This is a genomic window from Nocardioides sp. NPDC058538 (assembly GCF_042719275.1).
In the GTDB taxonomy this organism is placed as follows: domain Bacteria; phylum Actinomycetota; class Actinomycetes; order Propionibacteriales; family Nocardioidaceae; genus Nocardioides.
The window spans coordinates 15,637-32,136 of sequence record NZ_JBHXNY010000049.1; the positions used below are offsets into that span (position 1 = coordinate 15,637).

Sequence of the window (16,500 nt, forward strand, 5' to 3'; positions counted from 1 at the left end):
CCCTATCCCGGGGCGGGGCCGACGGCGGGATGCTCGACGCGCGCTCGTAGCCTGAAGGCGTGCCTTCCTCCTACACTCCTCCGGCCGCGTTCAAGACCCGTCCCGACCTGCTGGGGAGGTTCGGCATGGTCGGCTCGACGCACTGGCTGGCCAGCGGCGCCGCGCAGGCGGTGCTCGAGCGCGGCGGGAACGCCTTCGACGCGGTGGTCGCTGGTGGGTTCGTGCTGCACGTGGTCGAACCTCACCTCAACGGGCCGGGCGGCGACCTGGTCGGGATCTTCGCCGCTGCCGACGGTGCGCCGACGGTCCTGATGGGCCAGGGGCCGGCGCCCGCGGGGGCTTCGGTGGAGCACATGCGGGCAGAGGGGCTCGAGCTGGTCCCCGGCTCGGGCGCGTTGGCCGCAGCCGTGCCGGGCGCCGTCGAGGCCTGGCTGATGCTGCTGCGCGACCACGGCACCTGGGAGCTGGGCGAGGTGCTCGCCTACGCCATCGACTACGCCCGCAACGGCCACCCGATCCTGGGCCGGGCGGTCTCCACGATCGCCGCCGTCGCCGACCTGTTCCGCGATCACTGGCCCACCTCGGCCGCCCACTGGCTCGTCGACGGCGAGCTGCCGGAGCCGGACACGATGGTCCGCAACGAGGCCTACGCCGACGTGCTCGACCGCCTCGTCGCCGCCGGTGACGGCGCCGCGACCCGTGAGGAGCGCATCGACGCGGCGCGTGCGGCCTGGGGGAGCGGCTTCGTCGCCGAGGCGATCGAACGGTTCGTACGCACCCCGCACCGCCACTCCTCCGGAACCGACCATTCCGGTGTGATCACGGCGGCCGACATGGCCGGGTTCTCGGCTGCGTACGAGACACCGGTGACGACGGAGTTCCGGGGCCACACGATCGCGAAGGCCGGGCCGTGGACCCAGGGGCCGGTGCTGCTGCAGACCCTCAACCTGCTCGAGCCGCTCGACGACGCGCTGCTAGATCCGAGCAACCCCGACGGCGCCCACACGATCCTGGAGGCGACCAAGCTCGCCTTCGCCGACCGCGACGCCCACTACGGCGACGGCGCCGATCCGTCGATGATCGAGACCCTCCTCTCCCAGGAGTACGCAGCCACCCGCCGCCCCCTCATCACCGATGTCGCCTCGGCGGAGGTGAGGCCCGGGCTGGACGCGACGACCTTCCCGCCGCTGCGCGAGACCTACGACCCGGCCCTTGCCGCGTCCGGAGTGGGGGAGCCGACCGTCTCGCGTGAAGGGGTGACCCGCGGCGACACCTGCCACATCGACGTCGCCGACCGCTGGGGCAACATGATCGCGGTCACCCCCTCCGGCGGATGGCTGCAGTCGTCGCCGACCATCCCCGAGCTCGGCTTCTGCCTCGGCACCCGACTGCAGATGACCTGGCTCGAGCCCGGCCTGCCCTCCACCCTCACCCCCGGCCGGCGGCCGCGCACGACTCTCACGCCCACTCTCGTCCTCCGCGAGGGCCGGGCCGTCACCGCTGTCGGCTCTCCCGGTGGTGACCAGCAGGACCAGTGGCAGCTGCTCTATCTGCTGCGTACCCTCGTCGGCGGATACTCGCCTCAGGAGGCCATCGACGCTCCCGCGCTCCACTCGACATCGTTCCCTGGGTCCTTCTGGCCGCGCACCTGGACTCCTGCGGGTGCGGTGCTCGAGGATCGGCTCGGGGATTCGGTCATCGAGGGGTTGCGGCGGCGGGGGCATGCTGTCGAACTGAGTGGGGACTGGTCTCTTGGGCGGCTATCTGCGGTTACTCGTGATCCTGAGACCGGGACGCTTTCTGCCGCTGCTAATGCGCGGGGTGCTCAGGGGTACGCCGTCGGGCGGTAGGCGTTCCCGCTGGCCGAGCCGCCGGAGCCGTCCCCGGAAGCTTCTTTGGATCGGTGCTTGACCTTGACGCTACGTCAGGGCTGCACGCTTCTCTCACGGCCCCAAACAGGAGCCACCACCGATCCAAGGGAGCACCGCCATGAACAACCTCCTCAGCCGCCTCGTGGGGGACAAGAAGGACTGGAAGCGGATGGAAGCCCGCGCCGCCGAACTGCCCGCCGACTACCGCACCGTCTACGGCGAGATGAAGAGCTACATGTGGCGCTTCACCGCCGGCGACGGCATGGACATCGTCGCCATCCTCCGCGAGATCCTCGATCTGTTCGAGACCGAGGCCGCGGCCGGGCGTTCGGTCATCGAGGTCACCGGGACCGACCTGGCCGCCTTCTGCGACGCCCGGCTGCCCGAGCAGCACGACGCCTGCCGCGCCAAGCTCCGCGCCAACCTCAACGAGGTCGCCCAGAAGCTGGCATGAGGTGTGGCGGGAAAACGTAAGAGCCCCGCTGGCGTCTCGGGTCACCAGCGGGGCAAGAACAATGTTGCCGCATCACCTAAGGGGTTGTCACCCCCTTTCGGCAAAATCTGCAGAATTTTGCATTGCAAGATCTTGGTGAGCCCGAAACGGCTCCGAGCAGCACCCGTCAGATGACCGTTCCGACGTCCTTGGCGACGATGTTGTCCATCGCGCGCTCAGCGACGGCGGCGATGGTCATCGACGGGTTGCATGCTCCCGTGGTGCCGGGGATGAGCGCGCCGTCGAGGACGTAGAGGCCGTCCTGGCCCTGTACCCGGCCGTCGAGATCGCAGACGGTGCCCATGTTGGCGCCGCCGAGCGGGTGCCAGGTGCTGTTGACGATGCTGTTGGTGTCGATCAGGGCGCCGAGGCCGCCGCTGATCTTCGAGACCCGCTCGTGGATGGCGCGATAGCTCGCCGAGTCGCCGCCGAAGGGGAAGCGCAGGCTCACCGAGTCGGTCAGCGAGCTGTAGCGGAAGCTGCCGCGGTCAGCGCTGACGCCGAAGCCGACCAGCATCGTGGCGCCCAGGTCGAGGCCGAGGGGGAGTGGTGGCAACGATGCCTGGATGACGGTGTTGGCCGTGCTCGGGTCGGACCAGTCCTGGCTCTGGTAGACGACGGGACCACCCTGCGTACCGGTGAGGTTCTCGTCGAAGGGGCGCCACATGTAGATCCGGTCGCCGTTGGTGCCCCAGCCCTGGCCGAGCTTCTCGGGAAGATCCGGGATGGTGCCGGTGGCTGCGGCGCGGACGAGGAGCTTGCTGGTGTTGAGCGAGCCGGCCGCCATCACCAGCGCACGGGTGATGAGGATCTTCTGCTCCACCACGTCGCCGGCGTCGTCGGTGCGGTCGACGTGGACCTCCCAGCGGCCGTCAGCGGCCCGCGCGACCGACGTCACGTTGTGACGGGTGGCGACGTGCACCAGGCCGGTGGCCTCGGCCTGCTCGATGTAGGTGACGTCGACGGAGTGCTTGCCGCCGTTGTTGACGCCGAGGGCGCAGTCGCCGTTGGTGTAGGAGGGAGCCATCTCGCCGCGCAGCTCCGCGAGTGCGTAGGACCAGTCGATCGGCATCGGGATCTTCTGCAGGTCAAAGCCGGCCGCCTCCACACGCTCGCCGAACGTACGCGAGACCCGGTAGTTGTCCGAGGCGATCAGCTCGTCGGGCGCGGTCGCGGCGCCGAGCATCTTGGTCACGCGTGGGTAATGGACCCGGTCCATGAGCTCGTAGTCGAGCTCGTTCGGGAACCAGGTGTTGAAGACCTCGGCGGAGGGCTGCAGCGTCATGCCCTGGTAGACCAGCGAGCCACCACCGACGCCGGCCGCGCACATGGCCAGTATGTTCTGGCCGAGGACGGGCTCGAGCAGGCCGACGTACGGGCCGAAGTTCAGGGGCGTGCCGAGCAGCCTCTGCAGCGGCTTGAGCGCCTCGGGCGCGGTGGTGTGGAACAGCACCCGCTTGTCGAGCGAGCGCACCGTCGGGAAGGTCTGCGCGTCCGGACCCGTCGGCCAGCGGCGGCCACGCTCGAGCACCGTGACCGGTACGCCGGCCTCGGCCAGGCGCAGCGCGGCCACGCCACCACCGAACCCGGACCCGATGACAACCGCTCGGTGCTCCTCCCGCACCAGTCGTACGCGACGGGGCGAGGTGGCTGCGGCCGGACCGGCGAGCAGCCCGCTCGCAGCGGCACCCGCAGCGCCCGCAGCACCGGCAAGGAACGTACGTCGTGAGGCTGAGGTCATGGTCAAGGGGACTCCCTCGGCTTGAGAATCGTCGGTTACTGCCGCGTAAGAGTTGACGAACGGGCGAGGTGTGTCAAGGTTCACAGCCCCGTTCTGGACAACTGTGTCCGGAACGCGACACGACCCGGAGAGCCCGGTACAGCAACGCAGGAGCCGCAACCACAGCCATGTAGGCTGACCGCACTTCCAACAGCTAAGGACGATCTGAACCCCGATGGACGGACCGCAACCCGGCCAATATCCATGCCCGCTGTGTGATTCGCAGCCGCACCAGCCGAGGTCGGTGCGATGACTGAGATCCTGTTCATCCTCCTGGCGCTGCTGCTGGTCGCCGCCTGCGGTGTGTTCGTGGCCGCCGAGTTCTCCCTGGTCACGGTCGACCACGCCCAGGTGGAGATGGCCGCCGAGCAGGGTGACAAGGGCGCCCAAGGCGTGCTCCGCGCGATGAAGGAGCTCTCCAGCAACCTCTCCGGCGCTCAGGTCGGCATCACCGTGACCAACCTCGGCATCGGCTGGATGTCGGAGCCGGCGATCGCCGAGCTGATCGACGCGCCGCTGCTCGCCACCGGCCTGCCCGAAGGTGCGGTGGCGGGGATCGCGGTGGCCATCGCGCTGACCCTCTCCACCATCGTGACGATGCTCTTCGGCGAGCTCGTCCCCAAGAACCTGGCCCTGGCCCTGCCCCTGGAGACGGCGCGCGTCACCCAGGGCCCGATGCGGGCCTTCACCCGGCTCATGCGCGGCCCGATCAAGGTGCTCAACGGCACCGCCAACGCCATCGTGCGCCGCTTGGGCATGGAGCCCCAGGAGGAGCTGCGCTCGGCGCGCAGCTCGGCCGAGCTCTCCTCGCTGATCCAGCGCAGCGCCCACGAGGGCACCCTGGACGCCGACACCGCCGAGCTGATGGAGCGCTCCGTCGAGTTCGGCACGCGCACGGCGGGGGAGATCATGACCCCGCGCGTACGCGTCCACAGCCTCGACCACAACGACCGCGCCGAGGCGCTGATCGAGCTCACCCGGCGTACGGGCAACTCCCGCTTCCCGGTGCTCGACGACAACGAGGCCGTGGTCGGCACGGTGCACGTCAAGGCGGCCGTGGCGCTGCCGGTGCACGAGCGGCCCACGGCCAAGGTCAAGCACCTGATGGTGCCGCCGGTGGTGGTGCCCGACTCGCTGCGTCTGGACCCGCTGATGGCGCTGCTGCGCGCCGAGGGGTTCCAGCTGGCCGTGGTGCTCGACGAGTACGGCGACCAGGCCGGCATCGTCACCCTCGAGGACGTGATCGAGGAGATCGTCGGCGATATCGCAGACGAGCACGACCCACTCAGCGCCCGAGCCCGGCTGCGCCGGGACGGCGGCTGGTCGCTGTCGGGGCTGCTGCGTCCCGACGAGGTCGAGGACATCACCGGCGTCGCGCTGCCGGAGAGCGAGGACTACGACACCGTCGCCGGTCTGATGCTGAGCCTCCTGGGCCGCATCCCCGAGCCGGGAGCGAGCGCCGAGCTGACCGTGCCCGGCACCCCGCCGCCCGACTCCGACGACGACGACGTCTACGCGAGGTACGTGAAGCTGACCGTGGAGCTCATGGACGGGCGCAGGATCGACCGGATCTCGATGAAGGTGATCGGCTGATGAGCACCACGATGGGACTGGTGCTGGGCCTGGTGCTGCTTCTCGCCAACGCCTTCTTCGTCGGCTCGGAGTTCGCCCTGGTCTCGGCGCGGCGCAGCCAGATCGAGCCCGCCGCCCAGGCCGGTTCGCAGATGGCCAGGATCACCCTGCGCGCGATGGAGAACATCAGCCTGATGATGGCCGGTGCTCAGCTGGGCATCACGGTCTGCTCAGTGCTGCTGCTGGCGATCACCGAGCCGGCGCTGGCCCACCTGCTCGAGCCCGGCTTCGACCTGATCGACCTGCCCGAGGCGCTCCACCACCCGGTCGCGTTCGTGATCGCGATGCTCGTGGTCACCTACCTGCACGTGGTGGTCGGCGAGATGGTGCCGAAGAACATCGCACTGGCCGGGCCCGACAAGGCCGCCCTGGTCCTCGGCCCGGCCATCTACGCGGTGGTCTACGTGCTGCGTCCGATCATCGTCGCCTTCAACTACGTCGCCAACGTCTGCATCCGAGCGCTCGGCATCGAGCCCAAGGACGAGGTGAGCTCTGCCTTCACCCGCGCCGAGGTGGCCGCCATGGTCGAGGAGTCCCGCGGCGAAGGCCTCCTGGAGGAGGACGAGTACGGCCGCCTGGCCGGCGCGCTCGGCTTCACCGAGAAGACCGTCGCCAAGGTCACCATCCCGATCTCCGACTGGACGATCGTGCCGCGCGGCGCCTCGGGCTCCGACATCGAGGCGGTGTGTGCCTCGACCGGCTACAGCCGGTTCCCGGTCGCGGGCGACAACGGCGACCTGGTCGGCTACCTGCACATCAAGGACATACTCGAGCCTGATGACGTACGCCGCCGGCAGCCCGTCCAGAACAAGTGGATCCGCCCGTTCGCGACGGTCACTCCCGACGACGCGCTCCACGAGACGCTCGAGACCCTGCAGCGCCGTGGCGCCCACCTGGCCCGGGTCGTCCGTGAGGACGGCAGCACCATCGGGCTGGCGACGCTGGAGGACGTCATCGAGGAGCTGGTCGGCGAGATCCGCGACGCCGCCCACGCCGACGACTCCACACCCACCGACTAGGGTTGGCTCGTGCCGCGTCTGGTGACAGAGGAGAGCCCGCAGATGCCCAACCGTCGATCCGGTGATCCCCGCCTGCAACATGGCGGGGACGCGCGGCGACCGCGGGGGTTGGCCGACCGCGACCAGCCCGTGCTCGGCAAGCTGCTCAGCATCCTGCGGCTCGTCTACGCGCCGGTGGTGCTGTGGGCGGTGATGATCGCCGAGGACGACACGATCGCGCTGGCCGCGTTCGGTCTCGCGATCGTCACCGACCTGCTCGACAGCTGGCTGAACCGCAAGCAGCTCGGCCGCCGACGCTCGGGCGAGCTGCTCGACGTGGTGGCCAACACCGTCTTCGTCCTGGCCGCGACGCTCGCGCTCTGGCAGATCGACGTGATCCCGTGGCCGATCGCGCTGCTGGTGCCGCTGCGGCTCGTCGGCCTGCTGGCGATGATCCCGGCGCTGCGCAGCCGTGGGGTGCGTACGCTGCCCGTCCATCTCCTCGGCAAGGTGGCCGCCTTCTGCATGCTGGCCTCCTTCCCGCTGCTCTACCTCAGCCACGGCATCCCCGAGACCCTCGACCTCGGCCTGGAGCCCAGCCTGCCCATCCAGGTAGCGCAGGCCTTCGGCTGGGCCTTCGCGCTGTGGGGGATCCTGCTGCTGTGGTGGAGCCTGGTCCTCTACGCCCAGGAGGCGCGGCGCCTGATGGCCACCACGCCTCCGCTGGAGAAGGGCGGGGCGACCCGTGCCTGACCAGATCCCTGGCTCCGAGGACCCGCGGGCCTACGTCACCAAGCCACTGCTCGACCGCATCACCGACCAGGCGATCGACTCCGACTACATGGCCGCCGCCGCGCGGCGCGAGCCCACGGGGGAGGAGCCGACACGGCTTCGCCGGCCGGGCCTGTGGGCGATGGTGGTCGTCGGGCTCTTCGCGCTGCTGGCCACGACCGCCGCGGTGCAGACCTCCCGCAACGAGGACATCCGCCAGACCAGCAGGCAGGTCCTGGTCGACCGCATCGAGCAGCGCCAGGACCGGATCTCCGACCTGCACAAGCAGATCTCCGAGCTGCGCCAGGACAACCAGAGCCGGGAGTCGGCGCTCAACACGCTCGGGCTGCGGGCCGAGTCGGCATCATCGAGCGCCGCGGCGACCGCCGAGGAGACCGGGTTCGCCCCGGTGACCGGGCCGGGGATCAGGATCACGATCGACAACGCCGCCGACGGCAGCGAGGGCGGCACCGTCCGCGACTACGATCTCGCCGTGATCGTCAACGGACTGTGGCAGGCGGGCGCGACCGCCGTCGCCGTCGACGGCCAGCGGGTCACCCCGCGCAGCGGCGTGATCACCTCTGGCGCCGCGCTCCGGATGAACGACGTCTCGCTCTCGCCGCCCTACGAGGTCACGGCCATCGGCGACACGCGTACGCTGGCCGCGCGCTTCGCCGAGACGGTCTCCGGCGCGATGATTCATACCACGACGCAGGACTACGGGATGCCCTACGACGTCGAGAACATCGACCGGCTCACCCTTCCCGCGGCGCCGCCTGATCTGCTGGAGTTGACCCACCTCGGGGCCAAGTCCAAGGGCACCCAGGGCTCCGAGAAGCCCACCGACAACACCGACGAAGACTCAGAAGAGAACAGCGAAGGGGACCGCGAAGAATGATCGCCGTCATCGGCCTAGTGATCGGCATCGTGCTGGGGCTGTTCTTCCAGCCCGAGGTGCCTGTCGGCCTGGCGCCTTACCTGCCGATCGCCGTCGTCGCCGCGCTGGACGCGGTCTTCGGTGCGCTGCGCGCGTTCATGGACGGCATCTTCGACGACAAGGTCTTCGTCGTCTCGTTCATCAGCAACGTCGTGATCGCCGCCGGCATCGTCTACCTCGGTGACCGCCTCGGCGTCGGCGGCCAGCTGTCCACCGGCGTCATCGTCGTCCTCGGCATCCGCATCTTCACCAACGTCGCAGCCATCCGGAGGCACATCTTCCATGCCTGACCGGAAGAGGAGACCACCGGCGAAGCGGACCGCGGCCAAGCGGACTCCCGCGAAGAAGGCACCGGCGAAGAAGCCCGCCGAGCCCGCGGAGGAGACCGTCACCGAGACGGTCACCGATGGTGGCGCCACGCCGGAGGCCTCAGAGGTTGGTACGCCGCCTGCTGAGCAGGCAACCGCTGAGACTGTCGAGACGACCGACGACGCCGACGCCGTCGAGGCCGAGGAGCCGTCGGAGGCGGACGTGTCCGACGAATCTGCGTCCGACGAATCTGCGTCCGACGAATCTGCGTCCGACGAATCTGCGTCCGACGAATCTGCGTCCGACGAATCTGCGTCCGACGAATCCGCGTCCGACGAATCCGCGTCCGACGAATCCGCGTCCGACGAGCCTGTCGACGAGCCTGTCGACGAGCCTGAGGAGACGGTCGCCGAGGACAGCGCCGCGGAGGAGCCCGAGAAATCGGACGACGCCGGCGTCGCGGAGGACGAGTCGGTCGAGCCCACCGACAAGGCGGACGACGTCGAGCCCGCTGAGCCTGCCGAGTCTGTCGAGGAGCCGGCCGCCGAGGAGCCGGCCGCGGTCACAGCGCCAGACGAGGTCGAGGACACGGCTGTAGACGAGCAGACCGAACAGTCCGATGAGGCCGAGGAGTCCGAGGAGCCCGAGGAGGAGCCGGCGCCGCTGGTCGGCCGGGCGCGGCTCTTCGACGCGCTCACCCACTTCCGGCGCGGCCAGATGGCCGTGGCGGTCCTGCTCTGCGTACTCGGCTACGCAGCCGTGGTGCAGGTCCAGACGAACACCGAGGACTCGACGTACGCCGGTCTGCGCGAGCAGGAGCTGATCGACATCCTCTCCGGCCTGGCCGGCACGACGCAGAAGGCCCAGGAGCAGCTCGAGGAGCTCGAGGGGACCCGCGACGAGCTCGAGGACCAGACCCTCCAGCAGCAGACAGCGCTCCAGCGCGCCGAGGAGCAGGTCGACACGCTCCGGGTGATCGCCGGGACGGTGCCGGTCAGCGGTCCGGGCATCACGATCGAGATCGACCCCGGTGCCGACCCGCTGCGGCTGACCGCGCTCCTCGACCTGATCGAGGAGCTGCGTACGAGCGGTGCCGAGGCGATGGAGATCGAGGGGGCCGACGGCGAGGCCGTACGCCTGGTCGCGTCGTCCTCGATCGAGGTCAGTCAGCCCGCCGAGGGACTCAACGTGGGCGGCGAGCTGATCAGCCCGCCCTATCGCCTCCAGGTGATCGGCCCGCCCGACACGCTGGCCGGCGCGATCGACTTCTACCAGGGCCCGCAGGACCAGCTCGAGGAGCAGGGCGCTGAGGTCAAGGTGGAGTCGGAGGAGAAGATCGACATCGAGTCGATTCACACCGTGTCCCGCTGAAGGTTTCGTCGGTGCGGCGCAGTAGGGTTTCGACAACCGGCTCGCGGGACGATCTTCCGCGGCCAGACCAGTACGCCTGATGAGGAGATGGCCGTGTACCCCGAGGACCTGAAGTACACCAGCGAGCACGAGTGGCTGCGCAACCCTGGCGAGACCGAGGGCTCCGTACGGATCGGGATCACCAACTACGCCCAGGACGCCCTCGGCGACATCGTCTACGTGTCGATGCCGGCCGTCGGCGACACGATCAAGTCGGGTGAGAGCTGCGGCGAGCTCGAGTCGACCAAGTCGGTCAGCGACATCTACGCGCCGATCTCCGGCGAGGTCGTGTTGATCAACGGATCGCTCGACGCCACGCCCGAGCTGGTCAACGACGACCCCTACGGCGGGGGCTGGCTGTTCGAGGTCGCGCCGTCCGATCCTGCCGAGCTGGAGAGCCTCCTCGACGCCGCGGCGTACGAGGCATCACTCGACGCGTAACTCAACCGAACACCTGGGCCGACCTGATAGGTTGCGGATACCATCCCTCAACGTTCACTTGAGGGTAGGTGTCCGGCCCTCGATGAACCTGGAGCTCAAAAATGTCCGTGTGCCCCGCCTGCGGCAGTCAGAACCCCGACGAAGCGCGGTTCTGCTCGCAGTGTGGCGTAAGCCTGACCGGGACCGACCAGACCTCGACGATCCAGCTCGGGGCTGACGCCGACACCTCCGACCGGCTGCTCAGCCCCGTCGAGGCGGCCACGGTCGAGGCCCTGCCGCCAGGCAACGGCATGCTCGTCGTGCAGCGTGGTCCCGGTGCCGGAAGCCGCTTCCTGCTCGACCAGGACACCGTGGTCGCGGGTCGTCACCCGGAGAGCGACATCTTCCTCGACGACGTCACCGTCTCCCGTCGCCACGCTGAGTTCGCGCGCACCGGCGACACCTTCGAGGTCTCCGACGTCGGCAGCCTCAACGGCACCTACGTCAACCGTGACCGGATCGAGAAGGTCGTTCTCAAGGACGGCGACGAGGTCCAGGTCGGGAAGTTCCGGCTCGTCTTCTACGCCGGGCACGAAGGGGCGTAGCCGATGGCCGCCGCCGCGATGCCTGACCCTCAACGGCCGGCTGGCGACTCGGGGGAGCGGCTCAACATCGGGCAGGTCCTGGATCAGCTGCGTCCGGACTTTCCCACGGTCACGATCCCCAAGATCCGGTTTCTCGAGGACAAGGGACTGATCAAGCCGGAGCGTACGGCCGCGGGCTACCGCAAGTTCTCCCGCCGCGATGTCGAGCGGCTGCGCTATGTCCTGAGGATGCAGCGCGACCACTACCTGCCGCTCAAGGTCATCGGCGAGCACCTCGACGCGATCGACCGGGGCCTCGAGCCGCCGGCGATCGAGGCGACGGTGCCCACGGTCCCGACGGTGGCCCTGACGCCCAGCGGCGCGCCGGGGGCGGAGTCGTTCCGGCGTACGGACAACATGCGGATCTCGCGGCGCGAGCTCCTCAAGGTGGCCGAGGTCGACGACGCGCTGCTGACCGAGCTGGAGAAGATGGCGCTGGTCGTGCCGCTGCGCAGCGGTCACTACGACACCGATGCCCTCGCGATCGCGCGCACGGCCAAGGAGCTGGCCGAGTTCGGAATCGAGCCTCGTCACCTGCGCGGCATGAAGGCCGCCGCCGACCGCGAGGTGGGTCTCATCGAGCAGATCGTGGCGCCGCTGCGGCGCCCCGGGAATGCCGGAGCGCAGGGCCGGGCCGAGGAGATCGGCAGCGAGATCGCCTCCCTGGCGGTCCGTCTGCACGCCACCTTGGTGAAGTCGGGACTGCGCGACCGCTGACTCGGTTCATGTCGCCGGTCAACCGGGCTGCTGTCGCGACCCGGAGGCGGGTAGGGTGGATGCATGCGCGAGGTCGATGTGCTCGGAGTCCGAGTGGAGATGCCCTCCAACCAGCCGATCGTGCTGTTGCGCGAGGTTGCGGGTGAGCGATACCTGCCCATCTGGATCGGCGCGGTGGAGGCCACCGCGATCGCTTTCGCCCAGCAGGGCGTGGTGCCGCCGCGGCCGCTGACCCACGACCTGCTCAAGGACGTGCTGGAGGCGACCGGCAACGAGCTGACCGAGGTACAGATCACCTCGGTCACCGACCGTGTCTTCTACGCCAACCTGGTCTTCGCCTCGGGCGTCGAGGTGAGTGCGCGGCCTTCGGACTCGATCGCGCTGGCGCTGCGTACGGGGACCAAGATCGTCGTCTCCGACGAGGTCCTCGACGAGGCGGGGCTCGCTGTCCCGGCCGAGCAGGAGGACGAGATCGAGAAGTTCCGGGAGTTCCTCGACGAGATCACGCCCGAGGACTTCGAGTCCCATTGACGGAAACCCTCAGGTTCAACCTGAGGGTTAGGCCAGGCGACACGCCGGAGGGGTTCTTTGACCAGGGCCCTTGCGACGCTTACCTTGTAGTTGTCTCTGTTGTAACTCCAACGATGTGGTCCCCCCGCCGCAGCCGTTCATTCCCCGAGTGGAGTTACGCACAACGGAGTAGACGATGGAGGACATCGTGTTCGACCACGAACAGAAGCCCGGCCACGGCGCCGACGACGCGCAACGCGCGGCGGAGCAGGCTGACGAGCAGGGCCTTCTCTTCACCGACGATGTCTCGACCCTGCCCAGCGACACCGGTTACCGCGGCCCGACGGCCTGCAACGCGGCCGGGATCAGCTACCGCCAGCTCGACTACTGGGCCCGCACCGGTCTCGTCGAGCCGAGCGTGCGCGGGGCCACCGGCTCCGGCACCCAGCGGCTCTACTCCTTCCGCGACATCCTGATCCTCAAGGTCATCAAGCGACTCCTCGACGCAGGCATCTCGCTGCAGCAGATCCGCGCTGCCGTGCAGCACCTGCGTGAGCGGGGCACCGACGACCTGACCCGCGTGACCCTGATGAGCGACGGCGCCTCGGTCTACGAGTGCACCAGCAACGACGAGGTCATCGACCTGCTCCAGGGCGGGCAGGGCGTCTTCGGCATCGCCATCGGTGGCGTCTGGCGCGAGATCGAGGGCACGCTCTCCGAGCTCCCCAGCGAGCGTACGACCGAGGACGGCGAGCAGGTCGCCTCGATGTCCGACGAGCTTTCCGCGCGCCGGGCGGCGCGCAACGCCGGGTAGGTAAACCTCACGTAACACTCGACCCCGAGACCCCGCGGAGGCGGGGCCTCGGGGTCGAGTCGTTTATGCTGGTGGTGCTGACCATCCCGCACGGGAGAGCTCCTCTCGAAGGGGCGCCGAAGGGGCAATTCCTCCCCGGAAACTCTCAGGCATCCACGACTGTGCGGACCAGGCGACTCTGAAGCGGCGCAGGTGCGGTGACAGAGGGGGAGGGCGTACGAGTTGTCTTAGATGCCCTCAGGAGCCACTGTGTCCGACACGCCCACTCTGTCCGAGCTCGACGCCGCCTCCCCGTTCGTGGAGCGCCATGTCGGCCTCTCGGCCGCCGACGAGGCGACCATGCTGCAACGGCTCGGGTACGACTCGGTCGCGGCGATGATGGATGCGGCGGTGCCGGCCGGGATCCGCTCGGTCGAGTCACTGGATCTGCCGGCCGCGCTGAGCGAGGCGCAGGTCGCGTCGCTGGCGCGGGAGATCGCGGCCTCCAACAAGCCCGGCGAGGCGATGATCGGACTGGGCTACCACGCCACCGTGACGCCGCCGGTGATCCGCCGCAACGTGCTCGAGGACCCGAGCTGGTACACCGCCTACACGCCCTACCAGCCCGAGATCTCCCAGGGCCGCCTCGAGGCGCTGATCAACTTCCAGACCATGGTCGGCGACCTGACCGGCCTGCCGGTGGCCAACTCCTCGCTGCTGGACGAGGGCACCGCGGCCGCCGAGGCGCTGGCGCTGGTACACCGGGCGAACCGCAAGGTCACCCAGAAGAATGGCAGGGCTCCGTTCATCATCGACGCCGACGCCCTGCCGCAGTCGATCGAGGTCGTCAAGGTGCGCGCCGAGGCGATGGGCCTCGAGGTCGTCGTGGCCGACCTCTCGCAGGGTCTGCCCGAGGGTGACGCGATCGGTGTGCTGGTGCAGTACCCCGGCGCCTCCGGTCGTGTGCCCGACCTCAAGGCGGTCATCGACGCGGCCCATGAGCGGGGGGCGCTGGCCGTCGTGGCCGCCGACCTGCTCGCTCTCACCGTCCTGGAGGCGCCCGGCACCCTCGGCGCCGACGTCGTCGTCGGCTCGACCCAGCGCTTCGGCATCCCACTCTTCTACGGCGGCCCGCACGCCGGCTACATGGCTGTCCACGAGGGGATCGAGCGGCACCTGCCCGGTCGTCTCGTCGGCGTCTCCGTCGATGCCGAGGGGCGGCCTGCGTACCGTCTCGCTCTTCAGACCCGCGAGCAGCACATCCGCCGGGAGAAGGCGACCTCCAACATCTGCACCGCGCAGGTGCTGCTGGCCGTCGGCGCTTCCATGTACGCCGTCTACCACGGCCCCGCCGGGCTGCGGACGATCGCGACCCGCACCCACCGCTACGCCGCCGTCCTGGCCGCCGCGCTCAAGTCGGCCGGGCTCCCGCTGGTCTCGGAGACGTTCTTCGACACGCTGGGTGTCACCGTCCCCGGCAGGGCGGCCGATGTCGTCACCGCAGCGCGTCGTTTCGGCGTACATCTTCGTCTCGTGGACGCCGACACCGTCGGCATCTCGACCTCGGAGGCGACCACCCGCTCGACCCTGTCGGCCGTGCTCAACGCCTTCGGCGTCTCGGGTGCGGACCTGGACGAGATCGACCGCACCACGGCCAGCGCGCTGCCCGACGGCCTGCTGCGCACCACCGACTACCTCACCCACGAGGTCTTCAACGCGCACCACAGCGAGACCCAGATGCTGCGCTACCTGCACAAGCTGGCGGCGCGCGACTACGCGCTCGACAAGGGCATGATCCCGCTCGGCTCGTGCACCATGAAGCTCAACGCGACCACCGAGATGGAGCCGATCTCTCTGCCCGGCTTCGCCGACCTGCACCCGTTCGTGCCCGCCGAGGACGCCGCCGGCTACACGCGTCTCGTCGGGGAGCTCGAGGGGTGGCTGGCCGAGGTCACCGGCTACGACGAGGTCTCCATCCAGCCCAACGCCGGCTCGCAGGGTGAGTTCGCCGGCCTGATGGCGATCCGCGGCTACCTGGACGCCCAGGGCCAGGGTCACCGCAAGATCTGCCTGATGCCTTCCTCCGCGCACGGCACCAACGCCGCCTCGGCCGTGATGGCCGGGATGAAGGTCGAGGTCGTGAAGTCGTCCGAGGACGGCACCGTCGACCTCGACGACCTGCGGGCGAAGCTCGACGCCCACGGCGAGAACGTCGCCGCGATCATGGTGACCTACCCCTCGACCCACGGGGTCTACGAGGAGGGCATCACCGAGGTCTGCTCGCTGGTGCACGAGGCCGGCGGCCAGGTCTACATCGACGGCGCCAACTTCAACGCGCTCCTGGGCTACGCCAAGCCCGGCGAGTTCGGCGGCGACGTCTCCCACCTCAACCTGCACAAGACCTTCTGCATCCCGCACGGCGGTGGCGGCCCGGGCGTCGGACCGGTCGCGGTCCGCTCCCACCTGGCCCCCTACCTGCCTTCGCACTCCCTGCACCCGGACACCTCGAAGCGCTCGGGCATCGGCGCCATCTCGGCGGCTCCGTACGGCTCGGCCGGCATCCTGCCGATCTCGTGGGCGTACGTCCGGCTCATGGGCGCTGAGGGTCTGACCCGGGCGACGTCCGCCGCGGTGCTGTCGGCCAACTATGTGGCCTCGCGCCTCAACGAGCACTTCCCGGTCCTCTACCGCGGCGAGACCGGCCTGGTCGCGCACGAGTGCATCCTCGACCTGCGCCCGATCACGAAGGAGACCGGTGTCAGCGTCGACGACGTCGCCAAGCGGCTCATCGACTACGGCTTCCACGCCCCGACGATGTCCTTCCCGGTCGCCGGCACGCTCATGGTCGAGCCCACCGAGTCCGAGGACCTCGGCGAGCTGGACCGGTTCATCGACGCGATGATCGCGATCAAGGGCGAGATCGACCGGGTCGCCTCGGGTGAGTGGACCGCCGAGACCTCGGTCCTGCGCGGTGCCCCGCACACCTCCCGCGCCCTCGTCGGCGACTGGGACCGGGCCTACTCGCGCGAGGAGGCCGTCTTCCCGCGCGGCATCGACCCTGACAAGTACTGGCCCCCGGTGGCCCGCATCGACAACACCTACGGCGACCGCAACCTGGTTTGCTCCTGCCCGCCCGTGGAGTCCTTCGCCGAGTGACCTCCCGCCGAGGGCGCGCCAAGTTTCGCGGCCCCTAAGCGGGGTGTTGTGGCGGTGTG

At 69.5% G+C, this 16,500-nt stretch carries 15 protein-coding genes and 1 riboswitch; of the genes, 14 read left to right on the forward strand and 1 reads right to left on the reverse strand.

The genetic code is table 11. The features are described from left to right. Positions 1-125: 125 nt before the first annotated feature. Together ACFWQC_RS26285 and ACFWQC_RS26290 are read left to right on the forward strand one after the other, a co-directional pair. Positions 126-1,850 (forward strand): gamma-glutamyltransferase family protein, encoded by a 1,725-nt coding sequence (locus ACFWQC_RS26285; protein ID WP_378685141.1) that lies wholly within the window; start codon positions 126-128, stop codon positions 1,848-1,850. A 139-nt stretch (positions 1,851-1,989) separates the two neighbouring features. After that, a complete protein-coding gene (locus ACFWQC_RS26290; protein ID WP_378685111.1) occupies positions 1,990-2,325 on the forward strand; it encodes a DUF1048 domain-containing protein in 336 nt (111 codons plus the stop codon). 166 nt (positions 2,326-2,491) lie between these two features. Here ACFWQC_RS26290 and ACFWQC_RS26295 read toward each other — a convergent pair whose 3' ends face one another. Beyond that, a complete protein-coding gene (locus ACFWQC_RS26295; RefSeq protein WP_378685114.1) occupies positions 2,492-4,105 on the reverse strand; it encodes a GMC oxidoreductase in 1,614 nt (537 codons plus the stop codon). 288 nt (positions 4,106-4,393) lie between these two features. Between ACFWQC_RS26295 and ACFWQC_RS26300 the strand changes: the two genes are divergently transcribed. The 12 genes from ACFWQC_RS26300 to gcvP all read left to right on the forward strand — a co-directional run bounded on the left by ACFWQC_RS26300 (position 4,394) and on the right by gcvP (position 16,441). Then, the gene (locus ACFWQC_RS26300) at positions 4,394-5,737 is read left to right on the forward strand and encodes a hemolysin family protein (protein ID WP_378685117.1); all 1,344 of its coding nucleotides are present in this window, start codon (positions 4,394-4,396) and stop codon (positions 5,735-5,737) included. Then, the gene (locus ACFWQC_RS26305; protein ID WP_378685120.1) at positions 5,737-6,795 is read left to right on the forward strand and encodes a hemolysin family protein; all 1,059 of its coding nucleotides are present in this window, start codon (positions 5,737-5,739) and stop codon (positions 6,793-6,795) included. Before ACFWQC_RS26300 ends, ACFWQC_RS26305 begins: the two co-directional genes overlap by 1 nt. 42 nt (positions 6,796-6,837) lie before the next feature. Then, positions 6,838-7,527, forward strand: coding sequence for a CDP-alcohol phosphatidyltransferase family protein (locus tag ACFWQC_RS26310; RefSeq protein WP_378685122.1), 690 nt, complete (start codon positions 6,838-6,840; stop codon positions 7,525-7,527). Further along, complete coding sequence (locus ACFWQC_RS26315) at positions 7,520-8,443, forward strand: DUF881 domain-containing protein (RefSeq protein WP_378685124.1); 924 nt, start codon at positions 7,520-7,522, stop codon at positions 8,441-8,443. Before ACFWQC_RS26310 ends, ACFWQC_RS26315 begins: the two co-directional genes overlap by 8 nt. Next, positions 8,440-8,772, forward strand: coding sequence for a small basic family protein (locus tag ACFWQC_RS26320; protein WP_008359542.1), 333 nt, complete (start codon positions 8,440-8,442; stop codon positions 8,770-8,772). Before ACFWQC_RS26315 ends, ACFWQC_RS26320 begins: the two co-directional genes overlap by 4 nt. Then, positions 8,765-10,162 carry a DUF881 domain-containing protein gene (locus ACFWQC_RS26325; RefSeq protein WP_378685127.1) on the forward strand — a complete coding sequence of 466 codons (1,398 nt, stop codon included), beginning with the start codon at positions 8,765-8,767 and terminating at the stop codon, positions 10,160-10,162. Before ACFWQC_RS26320 ends, ACFWQC_RS26325 begins: the two co-directional genes overlap by 8 nt. Before the next feature lie 93 nt (positions 10,163-10,255). Next, positions 10,256-10,642, forward strand: coding sequence for a glycine cleavage system protein GcvH (gene gcvH / locus ACFWQC_RS26330; RefSeq protein ID WP_378685130.1), 387 nt, complete (start codon positions 10,256-10,258; stop codon positions 10,640-10,642). A gap of 101 nt (positions 10,643-10,743) precedes the next feature. Continuing rightward, on the forward strand, positions 10,744-11,226 hold the full coding sequence (locus tag ACFWQC_RS26335; RefSeq protein WP_355020592.1) for an FHA domain-containing protein: 483 nt from the start codon (positions 10,744-10,746) through the stop codon (positions 11,224-11,226). A 3-nt stretch (positions 11,227-11,229) separates the two neighbouring features. Beyond that, positions 11,230-11,982: a MerR family transcriptional regulator gene (locus ACFWQC_RS26340; protein WP_378685132.1), complete on the forward strand. Its 753-nt coding sequence runs from the start codon at positions 11,230-11,232 to the stop codon at positions 11,980-11,982. A gap of 63 nt (positions 11,983-12,045) precedes the next feature. After that, complete coding sequence (locus tag ACFWQC_RS26345) at positions 12,046-12,513, forward strand: bifunctional nuclease family protein (RefSeq protein WP_091042032.1); 468 nt, start codon at positions 12,046-12,048, stop codon at positions 12,511-12,513. 175 nt (positions 12,514-12,688) lie between these two features. Next, complete coding sequence (locus ACFWQC_RS26350) at positions 12,689-13,306, forward strand: MerR family transcriptional regulator (protein WP_378685135.1); 618 nt, start codon at positions 12,689-12,691, stop codon at positions 13,304-13,306. A gap of 81 nt (positions 13,307-13,387) precedes the next feature. Then, positions 13,388-13,478: riboswitch (glycine riboswitch) on the forward strand. Positions 13,479-13,537: 59 nt separating this feature from the next. Further along, the gene (gene gcvP, locus ACFWQC_RS26355) at positions 13,538-16,441 is read left to right on the forward strand and encodes an aminomethyl-transferring glycine dehydrogenase (protein ID WP_378685137.1); all 2,904 of its coding nucleotides are present in this window, start codon (positions 13,538-13,540) and stop codon (positions 16,439-16,441) included. Positions 16,442-16,500 lie beyond the last annotated feature (59 nt).